Annotated in this window: 21 protein-coding genes; 11 read left to right on the top strand and 10 right to left on the bottom strand. The window is 61.2% G+C overall.

What is annotated here, in order from left to right:
- The 8 genes from ASD12_RS18610 to ASD12_RS18570 form a co-directional block, all read right to left on the bottom strand.
- Positions 1-533, bottom strand: a 533-nt coding sequence (locus ASD12_RS18610; protein WP_244482893.1) for a DUF4142 domain-containing protein, incomplete at its 3' end; no start/stop codon positions are given.
- A 115-nt stretch (positions 534-648) separates the two neighbouring features.
- Positions 649-1,329 (bottom strand): RNA polymerase sigma factor, encoded by a 681-nt coding sequence (locus tag ASD12_RS18605; protein ID WP_056589122.1) that lies wholly within the window; start codon positions 1,327-1,329, stop codon positions 649-651.
- Positions 1,330-1,388: 59 nt separating this feature from the next.
- A complete protein-coding gene (folE, locus tag ASD12_RS18600; protein ID WP_056589131.1) occupies positions 1,389-1,976 on the bottom strand; it encodes a GTP cyclohydrolase I in 588 nt (195 codons plus the stop codon).
- A 545-nt stretch (positions 1,977-2,521) separates the two neighbouring features.
- Complete coding sequence (locus ASD12_RS18590; protein ID WP_056589115.1) at positions 2,522-4,540, bottom strand: hydantoinase/oxoprolinase family protein; 2,019 nt, start codon at positions 4,538-4,540, stop codon at positions 2,522-2,524.
- Between the two features lie 5 nt (positions 4,541-4,545).
- Positions 4,546-4,884 carry a ferredoxin FdxA gene (gene fdxA, locus ASD12_RS18585; protein ID WP_056589111.1) on the bottom strand — a complete coding sequence of 113 codons (339 nt, stop codon included), beginning with the start codon at positions 4,882-4,884 and terminating at the stop codon, positions 4,546-4,548.
- Positions 4,881-5,279 carry a group III truncated hemoglobin gene (locus ASD12_RS18580; RefSeq protein WP_156398617.1) on the bottom strand — a complete coding sequence of 133 codons (399 nt, stop codon included), beginning with the start codon at positions 5,277-5,279 and terminating at the stop codon, positions 4,881-4,883. The genes fdxA and ASD12_RS18580 overlap by 4 nt, the downstream gene beginning before the upstream one ends.
- Before the next feature lie 33 nt (positions 5,280-5,312).
- A complete protein-coding gene (locus ASD12_RS18575) occupies positions 5,313-6,011 on the bottom strand; it encodes a CBS domain-containing protein (protein WP_156398616.1) in 699 nt (232 codons plus the stop codon).
- Positions 6,012-6,022: 11 nt separating this feature from the next.
- Complete coding sequence (locus ASD12_RS18570) at positions 6,023-6,553, bottom strand: hypothetical protein (protein ID WP_056589105.1); 531 nt, start codon at positions 6,551-6,553, stop codon at positions 6,023-6,025.
- Positions 6,554-6,624: 71 nt separating this feature from the next.
- On the opposite strand from ASD12_RS18570, the gene ASD12_RS35410 reads away from it, so the two are divergent.
- From ASD12_RS35410 to mnhG, 8 genes are all read left to right on the top strand, one after another.
- Complete coding sequence (locus ASD12_RS35410) at positions 6,625-7,173, top strand: hypothetical protein (RefSeq protein ID WP_244482892.1); 549 nt, start codon at positions 6,625-6,627, stop codon at positions 7,171-7,173.
- 92 nt (positions 7,174-7,265) lie between these two features.
- A complete protein-coding gene (locus ASD12_RS18560; RefSeq protein WP_056589099.1) occupies positions 7,266-7,472 on the top strand; it encodes a hypothetical protein in 207 nt (68 codons plus the stop codon).
- A gap of 307 nt (positions 7,473-7,779) precedes the next feature.
- Positions 7,780-10,698, top strand: a complete 2,919-nt coding sequence (locus tag ASD12_RS18555; RefSeq protein WP_056589096.1) for a monovalent cation/H+ antiporter subunit A — start codon at positions 7,780-7,782, stop codon at positions 10,696-10,698.
- Positions 10,698-11,039, top strand: coding sequence for a Na+/H+ antiporter subunit C (locus tag ASD12_RS18550; protein WP_056589093.1), 342 nt, complete (start codon positions 10,698-10,700; stop codon positions 11,037-11,039). Before ASD12_RS18555 ends, ASD12_RS18550 begins: the two co-directional genes overlap by 1 nt.
- Positions 11,039-12,682 (top strand): monovalent cation/H+ antiporter subunit D, encoded by a 1,644-nt coding sequence (locus tag ASD12_RS18545; protein WP_056589090.1) that lies wholly within the window; start codon positions 11,039-11,041, stop codon positions 12,680-12,682. The genes ASD12_RS18550 and ASD12_RS18545 overlap by 1 nt, the downstream gene beginning before the upstream one ends.
- Positions 12,679-13,164: a Na+/H+ antiporter subunit E gene (locus ASD12_RS18540; RefSeq protein ID WP_056589087.1), complete on the top strand. Its 486-nt coding sequence runs from the start codon at positions 12,679-12,681 to the stop codon at positions 13,162-13,164. The genes ASD12_RS18545 and ASD12_RS18540 overlap by 4 nt, the downstream gene beginning before the upstream one ends.
- Entirely contained in the window at positions 13,161-13,442 is a 282-nt protein-coding gene (locus ASD12_RS18535; RefSeq protein WP_056589084.1) for a K+/H+ antiporter subunit F, read from the top strand. The genes ASD12_RS18540 and ASD12_RS18535 overlap by 4 nt, the downstream gene beginning before the upstream one ends.
- Entirely contained in the window at positions 13,439-13,828 is a 390-nt protein-coding gene (mnhG, locus tag ASD12_RS18530) for a monovalent cation/H(+) antiporter subunit G (RefSeq protein ID WP_056589082.1), read from the top strand. The genes ASD12_RS18535 and mnhG overlap by 4 nt, the downstream gene beginning before the upstream one ends.
- A gap of 7 nt (positions 13,829-13,835) precedes the next feature.
- On the opposite strand, the gene ASD12_RS18525 is transcribed toward mnhG, so the two are convergent.
- Positions 13,836-14,693: a universal stress protein gene (locus tag ASD12_RS18525; RefSeq protein ID WP_056589081.1), complete on the bottom strand. Its 858-nt coding sequence runs from the start codon at positions 14,691-14,693 to the stop codon at positions 13,836-13,838.
- A gap of 494 nt (positions 14,694-15,187) precedes the next feature.
- Here ASD12_RS18525 and rnk point away from each other — a divergent pair, with 494 nt between their 5' ends.
- The 3 genes from rnk (at position 15,188) to ASD12_RS35770 (ending at position 16,599) form a co-directional block, all read left to right on the top strand.
- Positions 15,188-15,652, top strand: coding sequence for a nucleoside diphosphate kinase regulator (gene rnk / locus ASD12_RS18520; protein ID WP_056589080.1), 465 nt, complete (start codon positions 15,188-15,190; stop codon positions 15,650-15,652).
- 162 nt (positions 15,653-15,814) lie between these two features.
- Positions 15,815-16,378 carry a hypothetical protein gene (locus ASD12_RS18515; protein ID WP_056589079.1) on the top strand — a complete coding sequence of 188 codons (564 nt, stop codon included), beginning with the start codon at positions 15,815-15,817 and terminating at the stop codon, positions 16,376-16,378.
- Between the two features lie 92 nt (positions 16,379-16,470).
- Positions 16,471-16,599 (top strand): hypothetical protein, encoded by a 129-nt coding sequence (locus ASD12_RS35770; RefSeq protein ID WP_280139568.1) that lies wholly within the window; start codon positions 16,471-16,473, stop codon positions 16,597-16,599.
- A 391-nt stretch (positions 16,600-16,990) separates the two neighbouring features.
- On the opposite strand, the gene ASD12_RS18510 is transcribed toward ASD12_RS35770, so the two are convergent.
- A complete protein-coding gene (locus ASD12_RS18510) occupies positions 16,991-17,836 on the bottom strand; it encodes a LysR family transcriptional regulator (RefSeq protein WP_056589078.1) in 846 nt (281 codons plus the stop codon).
- Positions 17,837-17,962 lie beyond the last annotated feature (126 nt).

Genomic DNA, 17,962 nt, shown 5'->3' with positions numbered 1-17,962 from the left:
GACCTCAGGCCGCTTCGGCGCGAGACGTCCATGCTGGCCGCCTGATCACCATATGTTCTAAAATGTCGGACAGATGCACTACTTTCGTGTCGTGACGCCTTGCTGGCTGACGGGATGAGTAGCGTTTCGAGAGCGCCGTCGACCTGCTTGTGATAGGCCACCTCGTTGTCGACATAAGCCTTGTCGAAGGCCGCGCCCTTGAGTTTGGCGAGTTTGGCTCGCTCCTCCGTCGCGGCTTTGGTCAGCGCCTTGCTGGTGGCGTTGTCTTCCGGCGTCACCTTGAGTTTCTTGACCAGGTCGAGTGCCTGCACATTCACTGCCTCATGGTCGCGCACCATGTCCTTGGCGAAAGCGAGCACCTCTTTGTTCTTCGACTTCTTGAGCGCTTGCTTGGCCGCCTCGACATCGATCACGCCGGCTGTATAGGCGATGTGGGCGATTTGCGGGTCGGTTGGTTTGTCGGCGGCTTGCGCGAGCGGGGCAGTGCCAAGCAGCAGCAAGGCGGCCAAGGCGGCAGTGTGACGAATAAGCATGACATCTCCTTCGCCCGCATGCGCAAATCGCATCGGGCATCGTTCTCAGTTGACGGTCATTAGATGCTGGGTGGCGGCAAACGTTCCCGCCAAAATCAGCTGAATTCGACGAGGATTAGCCTTCCAGGCCGAGCCGCTTCATCACGGCGGCGGTCAGCCGTTCGCAGCGCCGGCCGGCGAAAGGGAAGGCATCGAGCAGCACCGGCCCGATTTGGTCGTCCAGCGCTTTGCGCAGCAGGGTGCGGGCGCGATGCAGGCGGGTCTTGACGGTTTCGGGCCGCACGCCGAGTAGTTCTGAAGTCTCTTCAATGCTCAGGCCCTCGATCACCCGCGCCACGAACACCATCCGGTAGATATCTGGAAGGCTGTCGGTTGCGCGTTCGACAAGGGCCAGGATCTCCCGTTGCGCCATCGTCCGCTCCGGATCGTCGCTGGGGTTGAGGGGAAACTGGATAATCTCGGCCTGCGGGTTCTCGGGCATCGCCACCGTTCGCCGTCTTTTACGCAACCGGCCGAGCGCTTCGTTGATGACGATACGCGAGAGCCACGTGCCGAGCGAGGCATCGCCGCGAAAACTCTCGAGATGGGCAAAGGCCCTGACATAGGCCTCCTGGACGATGTCCTCGGCCTCGCTGTCATTGCGCACCACGCCGCGCGCGATACGGTAAAGCCGCTGGTTATGCGTCTTGATGATGGCGCGGAAGGCAGCGCCGTCGGGCGCCAGGGCCCGCTGTGCCAATTCCAGGTCGCCAGAGGCAGCGATGATTTCGGTCGCGTCTCGTCGAACGTAAGACATGAGCAGTCTCCTTGCCCTTCAATAGATGGGTCTCGACAACAAGGGTTCCCGAAAATTCGTCACACCGGAATCGACGCCAGGAATTCGCGCCTCAGATCGAAGTTCGTGTCGAAAACGCCGAGCATGCGTTTGGTGACCATGCGGGTGCCGTGCGCGTGGACGCCGCGCGATGTCATGCAGCCATGCTCGGCTACAAGCACGACGGCCACTCCACCCGGCTGCAGGGCATCCTCGATGGCGCAAGCGATATCATCCGTGAGCCGCTCCTGTATCTGCAGGCGGCGCGCGCAGGCTTCGACAACCCTTGCCAATTTGGAGATGCCCACCACCCGGTTGACGGGCATGTAAGCGATGTACGCCTTGCCGTGGATTGCCGCCATGTGGTGTTCGCAGAAAGAATGAAACGCTATGCCGTGCAGTTCGACCGCCTGGTCATAGCCGCCGATTTCATCGAACGTCCGTTCGAGCAGCCTCACAGGATCTTGCCGATAGCCGGCAAACCACTCTTCATAAGCCCGCACGACACGCGCAGGAGTGTCGACAAGCCCGGGCCGGGCCGGATCGTCGCCGGCCCATGAGATCAACGTCCTGACCGCGGCCTCTGCATCGAAGCGCGTCGGGCGGGCGCGGCCGACTGTCCTGGGCATCCCGTTTGTCGCTGAACTTCCGTGGGCGGAGGCCGGCACGCCGTCTTCGGTGCCGTCCAGAATTTGCGAATGCAGGTCCATCGGTCTCTCCAGTTTCATGCTCGAAACCATTGGATGCGCCTATCGTGGATTGGTTCCCGACGGGCACGACACAGCGAGGAAGGTTCCCACCCGCGGCGAACCACGGGAACTTTTCGAAAAGCGCTGCATCCAATTTCATGTCTGGTGCATGGTCGACGCACGCCGTCAGGATCGTGAAGGAGAACCAAGATGGCATCGAAACAGTCCGTGGAAACCGACCCCGACCTCGCTGTTGGTGTGTTCATCGTGGCCATTGCGATAATGCCCATGCCGCCGCTCAGCTGGTGGTCCTGGTACGCGTCGGCGACCATTTGCTGGCGGTCGACGGATCATGCACCCACTGCAAAGCCCCGCTGGCGTGCGGAGTATTGATTGGCACCAGGCCTACATCGGTCTTCGGATCGGCGAAGAGCTCCAGCGTGCGTAACGTGCCGGCAGTTGCCACAGGGCGGCCCCGATCCAAGTCAGGACGCGATACGAGGCCGCCCGGTGGCTGTCGCGACGACGATGGCTTCTACGAAACTGCGCTCGCCTTCGATTGTAGCAACCCTTATGTCCCGTGCGATTTCGATCCGCGCCTGATCGGTCCCGGCGCGCTCAGCAAGACCTGCCGCCAAGGCACGAATGTGGGCTTCGGCGGCGGCCATTGCTTCGTCCTCGGTATCATAGTCGTCCAGCCGCTCGCCGGAATTCAGACGGAAAAGCCCGATCTCGGGTTGGCTGACGCGCGCTTCCGCCGACATCCGCACCTGCCCGACGATAGCACCCAATGCATTTGCGACATCGGCGTGTTCGGCGATGCTGCAATCATTGCCGATCAATTGCGGCAGACCGGCATAATGGAGCGCTGCGGAGGCCCCTAGGCCGATCACCGGCCGGTCGAGTGCGATCGACAGCCGCGCCATGCCGCCTCGTTGGCAAACCGCACGCTGAACCAGCGGATTGGCAACAGAGACGCCGCCATCCAGCCCGTCCTCCGCAAAGACTGTTTCAAGAATGGCTTCTGCCGAACGCCGGGTGACGGCGGCGAGAACCATCTCGGAAAATGCTTCTGCGCCTTTGGCGATGCGATGTCCCTGGCCGTCGCGCTTGCGTGCGAACAATTCGGCGCCCAGTCGAGCCGCGACAGGGTCCCAATTCCCTTGCCGGCCGAGCACGTGGGCCGCATCGGATGGCGTGAAGCCCGCGATATGCACCAGACCGCGCGCGACCAGGCGATTGAGTGTCGCGACCTGTGACGTCGATACGAGCAGCCGATCAAGCGCTGCGGGAATTGCTGAAATGTCAGCATAGAGCCGCGCCTCGGTAACGGTCAGGCCCGCAGCCAGACGCTCGGGGACACCTGTGCACAACGCGAAGCGGCCGTCCAGCCGGCTGGTGTTGGGGCTGAGCAATTGCCGCTTGAGGCCATTATGGATGGCATCGCCGTGCTTCACAGCGGCGAGCGCCAGCGGCACGAGTCGACGGGGGCCGAGCACGATCGTCGAAGTCAGCGACCGCTCATGGAGCGAGACCTCCGAATCTCCCCCGAGGCCAAAGGTGCGCATGGCGACGGCTTCCACCATGGTTCGCATTCCGCCGACGGTAGCGCCTTCCGGGTCGAGCCGCAGGCGACCGCCGTCCAGAACGGCGATGTCGGTGGTGGTGCCGCCGATGTCGGACACCACTCCGTCATCAATACCGGTCATGTACCGGGCTCCAACCAGGCTTGCCGCTGGTCCTGACAGGATGGTCTCGATCGGCCGGGCGCGGGCGAATTCTGCGGTGATAAGCGCGCCGTCGCCGCGCACGACCATGAGCGGAGCGACGATCCCGCGTCTTGCCAGAAAGCCTTCGGTGGCGTCGACAAGACGATCAATCATCGAGATCAACCGGGCGTTGAGAAGCGTGGTCATCGCCCGTCGCGGGCCGCCGAGTTTCGACGACAGCTCATGCGAACAGGTCACCGGAAGCCCGGTACGCTCGCGAATGACGTCACGTACCGCGACCTCATGCTCGGGATTGCGAACCGCAAAATAGGAGGCCACGGCGATGCCTGAAACCTTGTCGGCGAGAGACGGCAGCGCAGCCACGAGAGCGTCCAGCACCAGCGGACGCGGATCGCCGTGGACGTCATGTCCGCCCGGACAAAAGATCACGGGATCGGAGCCGAGAGCCTTTGACAATCCGTTCCGGTCAAGATCGGCTTCGGCGAAACCGATCATCACCAGCGCGACCCGTCCGCCCTGCCCTTCGACGAGGGCGTTGGTTGCGAGCGTGGTCGACATGGAGACGAGCTTGATCGCGCCGGGTTCGATGGCAGCCTCGGATAAAACAGCGTCGACGGCACCGGCGATGCCCTCGGCAAGATCGTGCCGTGTGGTCAGCGATTTGGCCTTGGCCACGATGCCTGTAGATTCTGACCACAGCACGGCATCGGTATACGTGCCGCCGGTGTCGACGCCCAGATACAGGGGCGACGGCTGGTGGGTATATGGGTTCATCTTGATCAGTCGCGTAGCCCGGGTTCGGGTGAAAAATATTTCGCGAGCTTGTTTGCTTCGCCGTCGAACGCCTTGGCGTCGGCGGGTGGATCACGCTTGACCGCAATATTGGGCCACGCAGACGCATACTCGGCGTTCAGCGCGAGCCAATCGTCGAGACCAGGCACGGTATCGGGAAAAATGGCTTTCGCCGGGCATTCTGGCTCGCAGACGCCGCAGTCGATGCATTCATCGGGATGGATGACGAGCATGTTCTCGCCTTCATAGAAACAGTCCACGGGACAGACTTCCACGCAGTCCATGTATTTGCATCTGATGCAATTGTCGGTGACCACGAACGTCATGAGGCGTTTCTCAGCCATGGCCGGTCAGGGCGACAGAACAATAACAGCTTCAGACTTTCGGCGACGTGGGCGGCCTTCAGCCAAGACAGTCCCGCAGTCTCCCTGTCCAGCAATTCGTCGCAACTTTCGCCAAACAAGGCGAGGCACCGGTCGAGCAGACCGATCTCCAACCCACCCATGTGCTTGCGGACCGCGACGAGACTTCCCTTGTAGAATCCGCTGGTCAGGATGACCGAGGACCAAAATTCGTACATCTTCGCCAGACGCGTTTCGCAATCGCCGGCAACGACGCGCTCGAAAATCGGCCTGAGATCCGCGTCGGCGCGTATCTTGTCGTAGAAGGAGTCGACGAGTTGTCGAATCTGCTCGTCGGAAATCGGGGCTGTCTGTGTCAAGGGCATGCTCTGGTCCAGCGCTTATCCGGCCCTTCAGACCACACCGTAGGTCATATCGAGGGGAATGCGGTGATCATCAATAGCCCGCACGCCAGCGGTGTTTTCAGCCAGGATGAGCGTGGCTTTGCGCTCCTGCTCGGACAGGTAAGCTCCCGAGAACGTAACTACGCCGTTGGTCACGGTCACGTCCGACCTTCCGGTCGAGGGCCATGATTCGGATCGCAAGGCTTCAATAATCTCCAGCCTGATGCTGCTGTCGTCCTGCGACACCGGAGCGCGCCAACGTTTCCTGGCGACGACCAGCGCCCGCACCAGATCGGCACGACTGACGACCCCCACAATCTGTCCGTCGCGCAGCACCGGAACACGCTTGATCCGATTGTGTTCAAGCAGGGTTGCGATCTCGACGACTGGCGTGCTCTCGACCACAGTCGCAACCTCCTTTGTCATGACGTCGGTCACATGCTCGGAATGAGACTTGACATAGCCTTCCGCAAGGGCGGCGTTGTTGGCGAAAAGCCGAAGCCACCAGGAACGATGTTGCGGGGCTGTACCGATCTCTGCCCGGCGGATCAGGTCTCCTTCACTGACGATGCCCAGCAGCGCACCTCGATCAATCACCGGCACGGCGCTGATCCCGTACGACAGGAGAATATTGGCGACCTCATCCACCGTACTCTCAGGCCCTACCGCGATGACCGGCGACGTCATGACGTCCTTGGCGATCAGCATTTCGTTCTCCTTCACCCGTCTGCAGGCGGCAGAACCGGCGGCAGGGTCCCTCCAGAGGCTTGCCCGCTGTGTGACAGACCAGCATGGAGGCTGACCGCGCGATAGAACTCCCTTGCGTGGAAAGCATAGGCTTCCAGATCGGCCGGATCGCCAGCGAACAGTCCCATATCCTCGGCTTTCCGGAAGAACCAGGGAGCGGGCAAACCAAGCTCGAGCGCCTTCACGGCAACAGCCGCAAGCAATGGCAGGCCTTCGGCCGCATCGTCGTCCATCAGTTGTTCGAGTGCATCCCGGATCACGCCTGTCGCGTCCGAACCAACCATGCTGTCGGCCAGTCTTGCATAGGTGATCGGCAGCCGGGTCTGTGCTTGCAGGAGCAGTTCCTCGCGCAGCCGTGTCTTGAGGGTACTGGCATCCGAAGGAGTGATTGGGCCGCGGCCCTCTACGTTGAGGCGGCTGGCAGATACCATTCGCCCGACCACATGACGCTGAATGTCCCTGCCGGAAAGTATTCTGCCGAAATCCTGTTCAAGCCTGTCCATTATCATCATCGCCGAGCCCAAGGTGCCCTTCGCGCGATATCGCCAAGAGCTCCCTGGCGTTGAAGACCTGCGTGGCACCCAATCTGTCAAATTTCGCTACGCACGAGCTTCACTCATCCTTATCTGCAAGACAAACGAAATTTATTGCCGCTTTAGCACAATTATTTTGTATTAGATTTCGATTGCGGCGCGTCGCACTGCCCTTCCCTTTTCGAATTCGATATGCACTTTTGATTGGGTTAAGCCATCGCACCCCGGAGTATCCTGGCTTTCAGCAGGCGGCGACTTCGGCCCAGAAAGCGGTAGCAGGAGATTTTACGATGATCACTGGTGCTCAATGCCGTGCCGCTCGCGCGCTGGTCGAATGGACCCGTGACAAGCTCTCCAGCAATTCAGGCGTGGATGCGTTGGTCATCGAGGAATTCGAGCGTCGGATCAGCCTTCCCGACCAGGATGTCTGCGACACGCTGCAAACCACGCTTGAAAATGCCGGCGCCGTTTTCATCGCCGAGAACGGCGGCGGTGTCGGCGTTCGCCTGAAACTTAACCGCTCGGAAGTCAGACGAATCGGCGTCCTGGAAAATGAAGGCGGCATCGTCGGAACGGACGCCGTTCCATAGGTCTTCGGAGCCCGATGGATCGACGCTCACAGTCCGCTTCTGGGCAGTTCAGACCCGCTAGGCTGCGTAGGGCGCAAGCAAGGAAGTCCTTCATGACGGTTATCTGGGGCGATCTCACCGAGGAGGAGCAAACGGCACTCAAGCGAATGAACCGCGGACCTTACCCATCTCTATCGAAAGCCTTGGCCGAACGCCTTGTCTTTCTCGGACTGGCGGAGGAAAGACCGGGCGGGACCGGGATAAACAGGGCTGGAAGAGAACTGGTGATAGCCACCTTGCTTGGCGTCCGCCGCCACTAGGCCTGCGACAAACGGACTGAATGGCAGTTGGCGACAGATGCCGCTGACGGCATGCCGGGAGCAGCCGAACGCCACCTTTCTCGGAGAGTCCCCGGCGGGACTCCCACCACGGTACAGTGCTTGACGCGCGAATCCCTGATCGTTGTCCGCGAGTTCCCCAAGCTGCTCCTGCCTCCAGTTGACTGGCCTCGCGCGGCGCGCGGTTGTTAAGGGAGAACGCACCAATCAATGCCTTGCCCAATGTCATCGGAGAACCATAATGGGCGAGCCAAGCATGGTTGTCTCCAATGACATTGGGCAGCAATAGATGACAGACGACACAGCGCTGATACTGATGATCGTCCTGCCTTTCGCAGGCAGCCTAGCAGCTATCATACTCCCGACAAACGCGCGCAACGCCGCGGCGATTCTCGCCGGCGCAGTGGCGTTTATCTGTCTGGTTCTGGCGGTTATGTTTTATCCGTCCGTCCTCGATCGAGGTGTGGTGCGCAGCGATATCGAATGGCTTCCCACGCTCGGCCTGGATTTCACTTTGCGAATGGACGGATTTGCCTGGCTGTTCGCCATGCTCATAAGCGGCATCGGCTTGCTCGTCGTCATTTATGCGCGCTACTACATGGCGCCGGAAGATCCGGTCCCAAGGTTCTTCGCGTTCTTTCTCGCCTTCATGGGATCGATACTCGGGGTCGTCATTTCCGGAAACTTGATCCTGCTGGTTGTCTTCTGGGAATTGACCAGCATCTTTTCCTTCCTGCTGATCGGCTATTGGCACCACAACGCCAGCGCCCGCGACGGCGCCCGCATGGCGCTGACGATTACCGGCATCGGCGGCCTCGGTCTGTTGGCTGGCTTCCTCTTGATCGGCCATGTCATTGGAAGCTACGACCTCGATCGTGTTTTGGCCTCGGGCGACCTTATCCGCTCTCACGATCTTTATGTGCCTATCCTGGTTCTTGTGCTCCTCGGGGCGCTCACGAAGAGCGCGCAGTTTCCGTTCCATTTCTGGCTGCCCAACGCCATGGCCGCGCCGACCCCAGTCTCGGCCTACCTGCACTCAGCGACCATGGTGAAGGCCGGCGTGTTCCTGTTGGCGCGGCTGTGGCCGGTGCTTGCGGGGACATATGAGTGGTTCTGGATCGTCGGCTTCGCCGGCATGATGTCTTTCGTTTTGGGAGCCTATAATGCAATCTTCCAGCGGGACATAAAGGGATTGCTGGCCTGCTCGACCATCAGCCATCTCGGTCTGATTACACTTCTGCTCAGTCTCGGCAGCCCCCTGGGCGCGGTCGCCGCCATCTTCCACATGATGAACCACGCCACGTTCAAAGCCTCGTTGTTCATGGCCGCCGGCATCATCGACCATGAGACCGGAACGCGCGACATGCAGCGGCTGGGGGGACTTTTCCGTTTCATGCCCTACACCGCGACACTCGCCATGGTCGCAAGCGCGGCCATGGCTGGCATCCCCCTGCTCAACGGATTTCTCTCCAAGGAAATGTTCTTCGCTGAGGCGATCGAAACGCACGCCGATTCCATTCTCGACACCGCCGCGCCATATGCAGCCGTCCTCGGCAGCGCTTTCGCAGTTGCCTACTCCGTACGGTTCATCCACAGCGTGTTTTTCGGATCGCTGCCGGCTGATTTGCCTCGCGAACCCCACGAACCGCCGTTTTTCATGCGGTTTCCGATCCAACTTCTTGTCCTCGCCTGCCTCCTGGTTGGGATCGTTCCCGGCCTGACCATCGGCCCGTTCCTCCACACCGCCGTCACCTCCCTCCTGGGACCCGCGACGCCACAGTACAGCCTGGCGGTCTGGCATGGGTTCACGATTCCACTGTTCATGAGCGTGTTGGCACTCGCCGGTGGCGCAATCCTTTATCTGCTGCTGAAGGATTATCTGGCGCGCTGCGAGGACGGGCCACCCTACTTTCGTCGTCTCAGGAGCCAGCGCGTCTTCGAGCGCGTGGTGGTGGCGGTCTCGTGGAGAGGTGCCCGCTTCATGGAAAGCCGTCTTGGAACGCGTCGGCTCCAGCCGCAACTTCGCTTGCTGGTCGTCGTTGCCTTCATCGCCGCCGCATGGCCACTTTACAGGCTAGGTTTCGATCCCGGTCGGCTGACGGTCCAAGGCGTCGACGTCACCTTCGCCGGCATCTGGGCGATCGGCGTCGTATGTGCCCTCGGCGCCGCATGGCAAGCCAAGTTCCACCGACTGTTCGCCCTTATCCTGCTCGGCGGAGCCGGACTTGTCACCTGCATCACCTTCGACTGGTTTTCAGCGCCAGATCTCGCGCTCACTCAACTGCTCGTGGAGGTGGTGACCACGGTTCTCATCCTTCTCGGCCTGCGCTGGTTACCCAAGCGGTCGGCAGACGTCACCTCCGGCCTGGCCACGACTGGGGCAAGACTTCGCCGCTACCGCGATCTGGCCATGGCTGTGGCGTGCGGAACCGGCATGACGATTATCGCCTATGGGGTGATGACTCGGACCCCGCCCGAAACTATCGCCGACTTCTTCCTGAAAAAGGCCTATTCAGAAGGAGGCGGCAAGAACGTCGTCAACGTCATCCTGGTGGATTTCCGGGGTTTCGACACGTTCGGCGAGATCACGGTTCTCGGCATCGTCGCCTTGACGGTGTTCGCCCTGTTGCGTCGGTTCCGGCCGGCGCCCGACAATGTGGAATCCCCTGAACAGCAACGCGTCCAGGGGGCATTTGACGAAGCCCGGCCCGACCGCGAAGCGGGCGATACGGTGAGCGACTATTTGCTGATCCCCGCGGTGATCATGCAATGGCTGTTCCCGGTGATCATCGTGTTCGCCGCCTATCTGTTCATGCGCGGCCACGACCTCCCCGGCGGCGGCTTCGTCGCCGGCATCGCATTGGCCGCCGCCTTCATTTTGCAATATCTGGCGGCGGGGACACGCTGGGTTGAAGACAGGTTGCGGGTGCTGCCGGTGAACTGGATAGGCTTCGGCCTCCTCCTGGCGGCCCTCGTCGGCGCGGGCTCCTGGCTGTTCGGATACCCTTTCCTGACCTCGTATTCCCGCTATGTCGAACTGCCGCTGATCGGTTCCGTGCCGGCGGCTACCGCGACCCTTTTCGATCTCGGCGTCTTCTCGCTCGTCCTCGGTGCGACCGTCCTGATGCTGGTCGCTCTCGCCCACCAGTCCATCCGCCGACTGCGCGCATCAAGGATCGCCGCGCAGGGCAACGAGGAAATCGCATAGTGGAGCTTGTCCTCGCCATCGGGATCGGCGTGCTGACGGGGTCCGGCGTTTGGCTGTTGCTGCGGCCGCGGACCTTTCAGGTCATCATCGGCCTTTCGCTGATCGGCTATGGCGTCAACCTGTTCATCTTCTCGATGGGCAGACTTAGGGTGAATACGCCGCCCGTTCTCCAATCCGGCGCGCTGGTCAACCCGGCGGACTACGCCGACCCGATACCGCAGGCGCTCGTTTTGACCGCGATCGTGATCGGCTTCGCGACAACGGCCCTGTTCCTCGTGGTGCTGCTCGTATCGCGCGGCCTGACGGGCAGCGACCATGTCGACGGCAGGGAGCCCAATTGATGGAGACGGCAGGTCATCTCATGATCATGCCGATCGTCCTGCCGCTGGCGGCAGGGGCCTTTCTGCTGCTGCTGGACGAGCGTCGCCATGTCATCAAGGCCGTGATCAGTATCGTCTCGGCACTTGCCCTGATGGTCATCGCCATCGCTCTGCTTCGCTCCGCCGACAATGCCACTGCCTCGTTGGGCGCGGCAACCAGCAGCGTTTACCTGCTGGGCAATTGGCCGGCGCCGTTCGGCATCGTGCTCGTGCTCGACAGACTTTCTGCCCTCATGCTGGTCCTGACCGGTGTACTGGCGCTTGCTTCCCTGGCCTTCTCGCTGGCGCGCTGGCACAAGGGAGGTCCGCATTTCCATACGCTTTTCCAGCTTCTTCTGATGGGGCTGAACGGGGCGTTCCTTACCGGCGACCTGTTCAACCTGTTCGTCTTCTTCGAGGTGCTTCTAGCTGCATCCTATGGTCTTGTTCTGCATGGCTCGGGACCGCTTCGCGTCAAGGCGGGCCTGCACTATATCGCAGTCAATCTCGCGGCTTCGTCGCTGTTTCTGATCGGAGTCAGTCTGATCTACGGCGTGACCGGTACGCTGAACATGGCAGATCTGGCGCAGCGAATCCCAGCGGTGCCGGCGCAGGATCGAATGCTGCTCGAAGCAGGCGCCGCCGTCCTCGGTATGGCCTTCCTGGTCAAGGCCGGCATGTGGCCGCTGAGCTTCTGGCTGCCGGGCGCTTATTCAGCGGCAGCGGCCCCGGTCGCCGCGATCTTCGTGATCCTGACCAAGGTCGGCGTCTATGTCCTGCTTCGGCTCTCCCTGCTGCTTTTCGGCGTGGACGCCGGCGCCACAGCGGGCTTTGGCGACTCGTGGCTGCTGTTCGGCGGCATGGCCACCATCGCCTTCGGCGCTATCGGCGTGCTGGCGTCGCAGGCGGTGAGCCGGCTCGCCGGCTTCAGCATCCTGGTCTCATCCGGCACGCTGCTGGCCGCGATCGGCATGGCCGATGCGAGGGTCACTGCCGGAGCCCTCTTCTACATGGTCAGCTCAACCCTGACGATCGGCGCGTTCTTTCTCCTGATCGAACTCGTCGAGCGGGTGCAGGACCCAGCCGCGCATGTTCTATCGGTGACCATGGAAGCCTATGGCGACGAGATGGAGGAGGACGTGGTAGAGCAGGAGGAAGTCGGCGTTGCCATTCCCGGCACGTTGGCCGTCCTTGGCATCTGTTTCGCGGCATGCGGCCTCTTGCTCGCGGGCCTGCCACCGCTTTCGGGATTTGTCGGAAAGTTCGCGCTGCTGACCGCGATGGTGCGCCCCGATCCAGCGGGGGGCGACGTAATCGCGGGCTCGACATGGATCCTGGTCGCGTTGCTGATCCTGTCTGGCCTCAGCGCCCTGATCGCCACGATGCGCGCCGGCATCCAGATTTTCTGGGCGCCGATCGAAGGCACCGTACCCCGGGTGCAGATCCTGGAGATCGCGCCAGTAGCCTTCCTGCTGACGCTTTGCCTGTTGATGACGGTCCAGGGTGGACAGGTGCTGCGCTACATGGAGGCGACCGCCCAGTACCTGCATTCGCCAGCGGACTATTTGCGGGATGTTCTGTCCACCCAGCCGATACCACGCCCCAACGCGCCGAGGGACAAATGAGCGCCCTTCTGCCCTATCCGCTGCTGACAGCGTCGCTGCTCGTCATGTGGATTCTGCTCAATGGGCTGTCCGTCGGCCAAGTGGTTCTGGGCGGGATAGTCGCTCTTGCAGCGTCTTTGGCTATGGCAGCGCTTCAACCCGCCAAACCAAGAATACGAAGCTGGGATATGATACCGCAACTCCTCCTGATCGTTCTGGTAGACATTCTTCGCTCCAACATCGCCGTGGCGGGGATCATCCTGCAAGGTAGGCGGCTTACGCGGACATCCGGCTTCGTGATGATCCCGCTCGAACTGCGCGACCGGACTGGATTGGCCGTACTCGCCTGCATCATCACCAGCACGCCCGGCACCGCCTGGGTCGAATATCATGCCGGCAGCGGCAGGCTTCGGATCCATGTTCTCGACCTGATCGACCAGCAGGCGTGGATCGACCTGATCAAGCAGCGTTATGAACGGCGGTTGATGGAGATTTTCGAATGAGCGGCATCATAATCGTATGGTCCGTCACCATCGCTCAATTGGTTCTGGTCGCCGCCATGGCATGCGCTCTGCTGCGCCTCGTTCGGGGGCCGCGCGCGCAGGACCGGATCCTCAGCTTCGATGCGCTCTATGTCGGCGCCATGCTTCTGTTGCTGACCTTCGGCATGCGTGCCGGCAGCACGGTCTATTTCGAGGCCGCCGTCGTGGTCGCACTTCTCGGCTTTGTCTCAACCGTGGCGCTGGCGAAATTCCTCATGCGGGGCGAGGTAATGGAATGACCCCTCTCGCCGACCTGCCGGTCTGGGCGGCTCTGCTTACGGGGTTCTTCCTGCTCCTGGGTTCGGTGCTGACCCTGCTCGGGTCCATCGGGCTGCTGCGGTTCAGAAGCTTCTACGAACGAATACATGCGCCGACGCTGGGGACCACCTGGGGCACGGGCGGTGTTCTGATCGCCTCGATCATCTTTCATTCAGTGCTTCAGTCGAAACCTGTCCTGCACGAGATACTGATCGCACTGTTCGTGACTGTCACGACACCAGTCTCGCTTATGCTCCTGGCCCGCGCGGCGCTTTACCGGGACCGCAGCGAGGGCAACGATGGCGTCCCACCATTCGAAACGGTCGCGGAACCCCGGGACGAACAACGACGATCATCCAACACGTAGGCCTTGATCAAGTCCGGATCGGCGGCACCGCGAAAACATCCACGTCGACCGATCGCAGAATGCTTTCCGTCACGCTTCCCAGAAGTACCTTGATGAGGCCCGAACGGCCATGCGTTCCGATCACCAGGAGATCGGGCGCAACCTCCTTGATCGCCTCCGTTATCGCTTCGACGGGGCCTCCTTCCTTGATACGCAGCGACCAGTTGTCGACGCCAAAGTCGTTCGCTTCCAGAAATGCGACCAGTTCCCTGCCCACCTGCAAACGCTCTGTCGCCACGTAGCGCGCGATCTCGTCCTTGCCTATTCCAGCATTTGACATTTTTCCCTTGGCGAACGCATCGAAACCATGGACCAGCGAAAGACTGGCGTCGCCTATCAGCCCGGCTTCCCTCGCCGTCCTGATAGCGCGCGCCGACGGATTGGACATGTCCACGGCGGCCATCACCTTTTTGTATGAATGTTCTACTTCTGCATTCACCATGAGCACCGGGCATGGCCCTGTACGGATCACACGTTCGATGGTCGTTCCGACAAAAATATCGCGTAGCAACTGCTTGCGGTGCGCGCCCATGACGATGAGATCGATCGAACGTGCCTCGGCCGCCTTCAGAATGCCGTCGAACGGATCGCCGGCGACAACCACGGAATCACACTGAAGTCCCTGCAGTTCGGGGATCGAGGCCATTTGTTCTTCAATATATCTCTGTGCCTCCCGTCTTTCGAGTTTGAGCATGTCTACGGGTTGGTCATCGTCGACGACATGGACGAGTGTGAGTTCCGCGCTGACGTCGCGAGCCAAAAGACCGGCCCGCCGCAATGCCCGCTGTGAACGGGTGGAAAAATCTGTCGCCGCAAGGATTTTCATTGTCAGCTCCGTGTTCTTTGTTCGCGAGGTTGTTACTCCATCGGCAGATTGTCAGGGCAGTTGGCGATCTGAGTTGACGAGACCGCGCCTATCCTGTGTGCCATCCTAGGCGGCTGCTCCCTCGCGCCGCAAGCGCTGCTGCCCAGTGCTAATATCGCGCCGGAAGTGATCGATCCGCCGGTATCAGGCTTCAGGCTAACGTCGGTCGCCTTGACTTCGCGGATAACGTCACCAACTATAGCCTTATGAGCACCGTCGCCAAAATCCGTCGTGATTTTCTTTTCCGGGTTTGCCCCATAGCGGGATCGTAACCCCCGGCTCGGCTGCCATGCGCGCCCCGGGCCGAGGGGTGAACATGTAAAATCGACATGTGACATTGGCGCAGGGCCGCATCGGTCCCTGCAGATCGGCGCATTCAACTAAATTTCCGTCGCACTGACAATGTCGGCGATCCCTTGGCGGGTCCCGGGCGAGGCAGAAACATGAGTATTCAAATGCAAGCCACCAAGAAAACCCGGCGCAAGCCGAACATCCGAATCTCGCAGTCGGATCACACACGTTTATCGGCCCTCGCGAACACCGTTGCCGCACGAAATCCGGAGGCGTCCGATGAGTTGCTTGCGGAACTTGAGCGCGCGCGCATCGTCGCCGATGGTTGGGTCTCAGCCGGCACCGTCCGGATGGGCTCGACTGTGACGTTCAAGCCCGACACCGGCGATCGGAAAACGGTGACGCTGGTTTTCCCTGGCGATGCCGACATCTCCGAAGGCAAGGTTTCGATCCTTACGCCGATTGGCACGGCCCTGATCGGCCTGGCGGCCGGGCAGTCGATCATGTGGACCGCCCGGGATGGGCGTCGGCACGAATTGTTAGTGCTTGACGTGAGCCAGCCCGCTCCGGACGGCGATACAGCCGATCGGCGCGTGCCACCGTACTCGACAATTGCGGCGGGCGTCTAGACATGGGCGTTTCCATCCGTCTCCTCAATCGCGCGGGCAGCCTCATCGCGGGAGTGTGACCCCTGCGCCGGCCTATCCTGGCCCGGCACAGGGGTAGCTTTCCACACCCGATCAATTTGCTTGACGCCGGATCCCTTGCACAGGGCCGGCCGGAGACGCGCCATGTCCACTATCGATAGCTGCCAACTGACCACCAAGGACTACACGATACTTGAAGTGATGCAGGAGCGCCGCCCTGCCCGCGGCGATGCCCTCTCGGCTATACTTCAACGGAAGATTTCGAGCGCGGTTGTAATGTTTCGGGAAGACATCCCGGCAACCGTCGTGACACTCAGCACCCGCGTGGCTTATCGGGTGAACGACGGCCCTGCCGAAACCCGCATCGTCGCACATGACGAGATGCGCGGTCTGGTTGGCATGCTCTTGCCAATCACCAATCCGCGCGGCCTGGCGCTGCTTGGTCTGGCCGAAGGTCAGTCCATGTCCATTCCGACAGCGGACGGCGGCCTTGAAACGCTGACTGTGCATGAAGTGGTCTATCAGCCAGAAGCCGCAAGGCGCGAGAGACTGAAGCTGGCGGGGGGTGCTGCGCCGGGCTCGTGGCGACCGGACGGACCAGTTCTGCGCGTCGTCCATCGTTCCGATGAGCCGCGAGACAAAGCGGCAAACCAAGTCACGGCGGCTTTCGACACCGGGTTCGACGACCCGGGTCCGTCAGCCGCCTGAAAGCTCGACTATGCCGAAGGCTGCGCGGCGGATAGACAAGCGTTCCGTCAGCCCTTGCCTGTACCAAGTGAGGCCGACAAACGGATCTGATTATGGACGATTATGACAACCAGAAAGGCGCGAAGCCTGAAGATGTTCGAGCCGCGTTGAGAGGCTGGGCATACTTCGCCGTTCTCATGACCGGAATCTTTGGCCTGGCCTACGCTTTTATCGAGATGTAAATGACCGACGATGCCAACAGCTAGACGGCTTGCCTGATCGGCAACGCCGTTGGCGCGGTGGTTGTCATTGCAGTCTTTGCGATGCTGGCTTGGACTGTTCTCCCACAGGAACCAAGCGGCCCATAGGTGCATTCGAGTATGCGGAATCCCCCGGCGCGTCGAAAGGCTTTGTCGTTAGTCGGATAGCCTTAAATCGCGGGTTCGCCCGCGAAGGCCGGAGGGTTCTTGTGTCGACCCCCAAGGCGATTTCTCCAATCCGCAGCAGGCAACGAATTCGGCAATCGACGGGTCGAGTGGCCGACGGTGTGGAACGGATAAGACATGTTCGCTCAATGCATGGCAACCCATCCTTCCGGTCACGCGGACCGTGGCTTCGCTCCTGGAGGGACGATCATTTCGCAACTTGCTTCAACCCGCGTAGCGCCTCCTGCACGTCGGCTCGCGCCTCGCTTGCTTCCGGATATACTGCATAGGCCGGATAGGTGAATTCCGGCGCGCCTTCCACTACCTCGAGCTGCCCCGCCTCGATATGGGGAGCTGCGGCGCCCCTGCGGAAATAACCCATTCCGCCAGCGCGCAGGATGTAGCTCAGCCCAAGCGGACCGAGGCCTACCATTAGACCCGGCTCGCCAAAGGCAGAGGAACTGGAACCATGCTGGGCGGCAAACAGCGGCCCCCAATCGACGTAGACATAGTCCTTGGAGCCGACCGGTTCCCCCTCTCTGTCCGTGGTCCGAACCAGGACGAGCTGCTCCTCGACGAGAAGCTCTACCCTGAAACCCGGCAGCAGCTTCGGCGCATAGAGCACCGCGATGTCCAGAACGCCGGTCCTGAGCTGCTCGAGGAGCTGGTCCGGCACGCCGACTTGGGCTTGGATGGCGATTTCCGGCCTGGCCTTCTTCATCCAGATCAGCCAGTCGAGCAGCAGTGGGTTCCATAGGCTGAGCTCTCCGCCCAGGGCAACGACGCTTGTCCGTCCCGATGGGATGGCGAGCTGGTGGCGTGCCCGCTCCCAGATTTGCACGAATGACTGGGCAAACCGCTCGAACTCCCGGCCCGCCGGCGTCAACTGCGCGCCATTGCGATTGCGGATAAAGAGCTGACGTCCGAGCTCTTCCTCCAGCGTGCGTATCCGAGCGCTTACCGTGGTCTGGGTGACGTGGAGCCGGTCGGCGGCTTTCAGAAAGCTGCCGGAATGAACGATTTCTAAAAACGTGCGAGCGCGGTCGATGTCCATTCCGGTTTCCGGTTAAGTGCAATAATTTTGCATCAATACAGCATTTAATTCCGTTTGCCTTCCGTTTTTTGCAGTGCAACGTTGATAGGAGCGAAATGGTTTCTGCTGCAACGGTCAATGGAGCGC

It is taken from the genome of Mesorhizobium sp. Root102 (assembly GCF_001425625.1).
Taxonomy (GTDB): Bacteria; Pseudomonadota; Alphaproteobacteria; order Rhizobiales; family Rhizobiaceae; genus Mesorhizobium.
The sequence above is the reverse complement of the archived record's forward strand: the minus strand, read 5'-3'. Positions and strand labels throughout refer to the sequence as shown.